Below are 5,867 nucleotides of genomic sequence, written 5' to 3' on the forward strand. Positions count from 1 at the left end.
AGGCCTTCTGTGTAATTCCTAAGCCCGCCTTGAACACGGAATTTCTGACACTCCCACACTGGCTTGGGGCCGGTGTCAGGTGAATATCATCTCAGCACAACCATTTACGTCTTCCCGCTGTAGAACAGTAAGCCCCCGCTGATAGTGGCGCATTCAAGCAATTCAATTAAGAACTCACCACGAATTCTCATCTCAAAATCAGCCAAATTTTCAATCAAAATCTATAGCAAAAACCGTCTTTTCTTCGTAAGAAGATTGATATCTATCGACAACAATATCAACAAGCATGGAGACAATCTTCTTGGCAAACATCTTATCAACACCTTTTAAAAAGAAACAGAACTCCACGCCCTCCTCAAACTTCACCCATTTAACAAAAACATCTTCCCCTGCGCTTATCCAAAACTGGGCATTATTTACGCCCTCCACAAAACCAATGCCACCCTTTTCATCTATTTTCAGCTCTATTTGATTACCCTCTTCTGTCCAGCAGGTTATTTTCTTGGTAAGAGGATTTTCTAAAACAGCCCCTAATCCAAAAAGGGAATCTTTCACAACAGCGAAGGCATCTCGAAATGATTCTGGAATAAAAACCCTGCAACTTGCACTCCCCATCATCATCCTCTTGTAAATTGCTTAGAATTTTCGGAGCCGATCACTTTAGAAAATTCACTCGGCAGCGCGAAACTCTCTTAATTCTCCCTGAGAACGAGCTGCGAGGGCAACCAGAACCAGAGGCCGTCATGATCAGGCACGAGTTTGTGATCTCTCCAGTCGCTGACGATTTTATATGCAGCCGCTTCATGAGAACCTTGATATGTCGGTTCAGCAATCCAGCCAGCATAATCTTTGGCGGCTTTCACAGGAACCGCCCCTCTTCGAAGAAGAGCCATGATGCACTGATACGTAAAATACTCCAATTCTGTTCCTGACAATCCGAAGCTGTCCTCACCTACGGGAATTATTTGCCATAAACCTACAGCATCGACATCCAACTCATTTGGAAGCCGTTCTATCCATTCACCCATCGAAATTCCAAAGTACTTATCTATCCGCCCTTGAGTCATTTTTTATGAGATTTAAGTATTTTGGGATACCCTGGAATATCAAGATCCAAAGTTTGTCCCGAATTGTGAGGTGCCTGCACTCCACGCGCCCTCCGCGTGATAGGTCGTACCATTGACAACTACATAATTTCTCACACACTTATGTGCGGCCCTTCTTCTGCAGGGTATCGAAGGCGGTATAGGTGCCAGCCCGGCATCTAGGCCGCACACCGGATCATCGGCTGTGCCTGCCCCGCAGGCCATGTATTCGCCCGCCTGCTAGCAAGTTCCCATACTGAAACGGCCTATAGCTCCATAGGAAACTTCGGCCAATACGCGTTCAGTCGGCAGCGTCGCAACCCAGAGACGACCACTTTTAATCGGACGACAGCGGCCATATAGCCACTGCCCTTGCACCAATGACGTCTACGTGGCTCGCAGTCCGTCGACAAAGCCATTCGCTAGCAGCCGACGCCGCCAGGCGCGTTTGCGCTCCGTCAAACCGTGACCAAAACAAATTCCAGAAACACATTGAGATCCTGGATTGAATCTAGAAAGTTCCTGGCCGACTTTCTTGATAGGCTAGGAAACCCTTCGCCCGCCGTCACCAAGGACGAGAAATCCGCAACACATTCCAGATCCGGAATTCTCTTTTTTCCCACAATTTTAAAACCTTCAATCCCAAGTACAGCCACATCATTTTCATCGCAATAATTCAACATATTGTGACTATCACTCAGATTAAATAAAGGCACATCCCCCCACATCCTAGTAGGCATGGGGGAACCCCACGAAAAAACAAATTCCTTCATTGTGTTAGTCCCATGGGTAATGCCCCCATTCTTAGCGATTGCCAGAAGTCGGAACGCTACGCGGCCATGGCCAGCCACTGTTTGAGGGGGGGGTTAAATCCGCCCAGAGCCGTATTTGGGCGCTCGTGATTGTAGGACTGGCCTGCCCCCGAAGACGATCACGTCAATCGGAAGACCGCGACCTTATAGCCACCGCCCATGCTCTTCCAATATCAATGCCGTCTAGGTGGCTCGCAGCTCGTCGAGAAGGCCATTCGCCAGCAGCCGACGCCGCCAGACGCGTTTGCGCTCCGAAACCGACGCGTGATCTGCCTGTTCGAGCATTGCCTCGGTCACATAGCCCAAGTAGTCGCACAGGCTTTCAACGCCGCCGAGCAGGCTGATGACTGTCCATCGGTCCAACGACTGCGAACCGCCTGCAGTTGACTCACTCGCGTCGTTGCCTACAACCCGCACGATGGTTTCTATCGCGTGGCGGGTACGTTCCACATCGTGCACACGCGCCATTGCGACTGTGCCGAACTCTTCCATACCCGGTACGCGCCAACGGCGTTCGGAAAGGGGGTACTCGTTCAATTGGGTAGCCAATTCCAACTCTTTACGCTGGATCCACCCACTACTCATCGCCAAATGAGGTGGGCGGACAGAAAGCAGGATTGGCGAACCGATGCGTAAGGAACCGGCAGGGGATGAACCCCTTCCTGCAATCGCCCGCCCGTAGAAACCGCTAGGCACGCCGATGCAGATACCTCGTAGATGTGTCCAACTTACGCAGTTCCGATCGCCAAACCGGACTCATGAGGATTCATGAGCAGAGTGAGCTTAGGGTGGCGACGTGGGCGCTGTATATGGCGTTTGGTCTGATTTTTTCGACTGAAACACCACCCATAAACTTGTTCGCGCGTGGCTGCACACACGCTCAAGAACTTGAATACCTAAATCCTTCCTCGCACCGAACTCTCTTAAACTGTCAAATGATGACCAGAGAGACACGGACCACGTACCGAATCGATAGCGACTCAATTCGCAACTATCCAAGCTCCCTACACGATGAAAATTGAACAACGTTTTTCCCATTCAGATGTAAGTCACTCAAATGACAGCCAATAGGTCTCACATTGACCGCCGAAAAGTTCCAACTTTACTCCTCATCCCCAAAATTTCCAGGAGCGGCGTATGCACCGTCAATTACGATAGCGCACCACCCGAAACACCGATAAAACATCCTCAAATCAATAATTTCGTAACAATCAACATCGATTTTTTTGAGCGTAATTAGGCTATTAGCATGATGCGTATACTCTCCTCCCCCACCGGCAACTGCTCTTAATTCCAACTCTTGACGATCCCAATCCAACACAAGACCTGACGACTTCGGAACCGTATCCGAAAAGTGGATTTCAAATTCGTTTGATATTTTGCATACACACGGAATTTGCTCTTGCTTAAGAAGATCATCCGTAATCAAATTTTCTGGAAAATCAATCTTTAATTTCATTAAAATTCCTCCCCGAGGACCAACCACTTCGCTCGTGAAGTTATTTATAAGCGTAACTACGGGGCTAATACCGTAGCCCATAGGAATGCCAGCTTGAATAAACACTGGCCTGGGATCGGCATCAAGTAGATGTCAGCGCTATAAATTCAGGCGTTTGCGTTCATCCAAATTGAGCCTGAAGATCGATACAACACAGTTGATGCCTTAGTGAAAATGAAGTCAGTTGTCTTGGTGCAGCCCAATTTTCACATCACCGGCTCAATGCAGGGAGTTTTGAACGGCACAAACCACGCTCTTCTACACCGTTAACTCAAACCGCACGCCTCTAAAAAAAGCGGCAACGGAATTATCTGCACGCTGCCTGCGCCTGTAGACAGTACGTCTTCCACAGTAGCCTTACTAAGCCTAAAATCCAAGAGGACGTCGAAACAGTTAAATTCAAAATTCCTGATAACACCTCGCCCCCCTGGCGTTATCGATTCTCTAACGGCGGAGGCAAGCACAACTCTTACAGCGTCGTTAAGCTCATACTCCAAAAAATCACTAAACAAGTCATTATTCATGGCGCATTCTCATTTAGGGAAAGCGATACTTATGATTTCATCCCTAACATTCAGCTAGCGTTCGCATCAAGGCCGAATAGTGAATGGCGAAACCCCGCCGCAGATGTTTAATATCGGCAAGGCCCATAGGTTCCACCCGGAGGACTGTTCACCGAGGCTGTTTGAGAAAACACCGGCTTGTGGCCGGTTTCAACTGAATGCCATCTCAGTACACATTGGAGATATTTTATTTCTTTGATCGGAATTAATAGCGCGCCCGATAACCAACTAAAAAACGAACACCCGCCCAATAATTAAGGCACTCTCATAAAAAAAAGCCCCCCTTCACCGCGCACCAGAAGCAGGCAAAGGAATTTATCGGCTCTACCCTAATTGCGCCCCACCATTAGCTAGAACATAACAAAATTAATAGCCAACAGCTCTCCAAAAATCAATACCATTTAATTAAATACTAATTGATTTCACACTCACTCCTCGTCCCAAAAATCACCTGGCGGAGCATATTCTCCATTCTTTACAACTGCGCACCAACCAAGATCATCGTAGAACATATCAAGATCAACGATTTCATAAGAATCTTCGTTATTTCTCCCCAATGTGATCAAACCATTGGAATAGTGCGTATATTTTCCCCCAGCCCCAGCTGGGGCCCTCAATTCCAACTCCCCACGATTCCATTCCAATACAACACCAGATGAATTAGGAACGGTATCTGAAAAGCAAATCTCAAAATCCTTCGCTATTTTGCACAAACACGGAATACGCTCCTGCCTTAGCAAATTATCAGTAATCATATTCTTTGGGAAATCAATTTTTAATTTCATTTAAAGGCACTCCTAGGAACAACAACGTCACCTGTAAAATTCTTGGCAAAAGTCTCAACCGGACTGAAATATTGTCCATTACTCTGGGGATCGCGAATGGCAACCACTTTCCTACCATTTCTAGTTGTCACGCCATCTACTACAACAAAATGAGAAAAATCAGTCTTCCCTGAGCTGTCTACTATCCGCACAATTACAGGTGTTCCATTTGAAGTATATCTGGCAAGATCATCGACATTTCTCATTCTGTAAGCACTGGCAGGCACACCCTCAGAGGCCATCAGAGCTACAACACGCCCGGATGTTATCCCCCGCTCAGTTGGAGGAGCCCTATTAATCAGAGTACCTATATCCACATCCTTACCCAATGTGCTCAATACCATCCCGCAAGAATTGTGGCCGCACGTGGGCACTAATCCTTGATCCACCAATAGGCGATCAGTATTTCTTGGGATCGAGTCTTTCAGCAGCGGATTTCCCCCTGCACCTCCTCCATTCCCTGATCCGAATGGCCCCTTTTCCAATATAGGATCATATTTCCCGGTCAGCGGATTCTGCCGCGCCAGCACGCTCCCATCAGTTGCGAGCACCTCCCCATTCCGCACCGCCCACGGCACACCATCGCCAATCGCGGACTTGGCGACCGCCATCTCCAAGGATCCGCCACTAGCGCGAACAGCAGCCATCCGGATCGCGTCCAGCACCGGACCGCGAATTGCCCCTATTCCAGTCGCAAGATCAAACATCATCAACGCCCCATCTACCTTCGGCGTCAACTCGCTCTGCGTCTTGTAAGCTGTCAGCAGGGTATCCAACTCCTTGATGGAGTTCTTGATGTGCATCGCGCAGACTGGAACCTGTGAGCAAGCGGATTGCTCTGTCAGAAGCGCTTGCAATGCATCGCGCGTCTGTTGAATCCCGACAGGCCCCATAACGCTCTTCATTTGGTCCATCGCTTCTTGCGTGCCTTCGGCATGCGCTTGCTTCAAGCGACGGAGCAATGCGTCTTCCTGCTCCGGCCCCAACTGGTCAATCTTGGCCAGCGCCTCGATGATGTCCAAGTGCCGTTTCGGATTCAACGTGTTGTTGTCCAACTCAGCCAAGGCAGCATTCGTCATCGTGGC

General features: G+C 48.6%; 7 protein-coding genes. All 7 read right to left on the bottom strand.

Annotated features, from left to right (window positions below):
• Positions 1 to 210 precede the first annotated feature (210 nt).
• A complete protein-coding gene (locus KDH83_RS28865) occupies positions 211 to 621 on the bottom strand; it encodes a hypothetical protein (RefSeq protein WP_212322129.1) in 411 nt (136 codons plus the stop codon).
• 71 nt (positions 622 to 692) lie between these two features.
• Entirely contained in the window at positions 693 to 1,028 is a 336-nt protein-coding gene (locus tag KDH83_RS28870) for a hypothetical protein (protein WP_212322131.1), read from the bottom strand.
• Between the two features lie 515 nt (positions 1,029 to 1,543).
• Positions 1,544 to 1,858, bottom strand: a complete 315-nt coding sequence (locus KDH83_RS28875) for a hypothetical protein (RefSeq protein WP_212322133.1) — start codon at positions 1,856 to 1,858, stop codon at positions 1,544 to 1,546.
• A 222-nt stretch (positions 1,859 to 2,080) separates the two neighbouring features.
• The gene (locus KDH83_RS28880; RefSeq protein ID WP_212322140.1) at positions 2,081 to 2,434 is read right to left on the bottom strand and encodes a hypothetical protein; all 354 of its coding nucleotides are present in this window, start codon (positions 2,432 to 2,434) and stop codon (positions 2,081 to 2,083) included.
• Positions 2,435 to 2,999: 565 nt separating this feature from the next.
• Positions 3,000 to 3,356: a hypothetical protein gene (locus tag KDH83_RS28885; RefSeq protein WP_212322142.1), complete on the bottom strand. Its 357-nt coding sequence runs from the start codon at positions 3,354 to 3,356 to the stop codon at positions 3,000 to 3,002.
• Between the two features lie 1,030 nt (positions 3,357 to 4,386).
• Positions 4,387 to 4,743 (bottom strand): hypothetical protein, encoded by a 357-nt coding sequence (locus KDH83_RS28890; RefSeq protein WP_212322144.1) that lies wholly within the window; start codon positions 4,741 to 4,743, stop codon positions 4,387 to 4,389.
• The coding region (locus KDH83_RS28895) for a cysteine peptidase family C39 domain-containing protein (RefSeq protein ID WP_212322151.1) at positions 4,740 to 5,867 on the bottom strand (1,128 nt) is incomplete at its 5' end. The genes KDH83_RS28895 and KDH83_RS28890, both read right to left, overlap by 4 nt.

Source organism: Achromobacter sp. Marseille-Q0513, from assembly GCF_018195695.1.
Classification (GTDB): domain Bacteria; phylum Pseudomonadota; class Gammaproteobacteria; order Burkholderiales; family Burkholderiaceae_B; genus Achromobacter.

Bases quoted from the DNA above. Each gene is read 5' to 3' on its own strand.
- KDH83_RS28865 (WP_212322129.1), bottom strand. From the start codon at position 621: ATGATGATGGGGAGTGCAAGTTGCAGGGTTTTTATTCCAGAATCATTT.
- KDH83_RS28870 (WP_212322131.1), bottom strand. From the start codon at position 1,028: ATGGGTGAATGGATAGAACGGCTTCCAAATGAGTTGGATGTCGATGCT.
- KDH83_RS28875 (WP_212322133.1), bottom strand. From the start codon at position 1,858: ATGAAGGAATTTGTTTTTTCGTGGGGTTCCCCCATGCCTACTAGGATG.
- KDH83_RS28885 (WP_212322142.1), bottom strand. From the start codon at position 3,356: ATGAAATTAAAGATTGATTTTCCAGAAAATTTGATTACGGATGATCTT.
- KDH83_RS28890 (WP_212322144.1), bottom strand. From the start codon at position 4,743: ATGAAATTAAAAATTGATTTCCCAAAGAATATGATTACTGATAATTTG.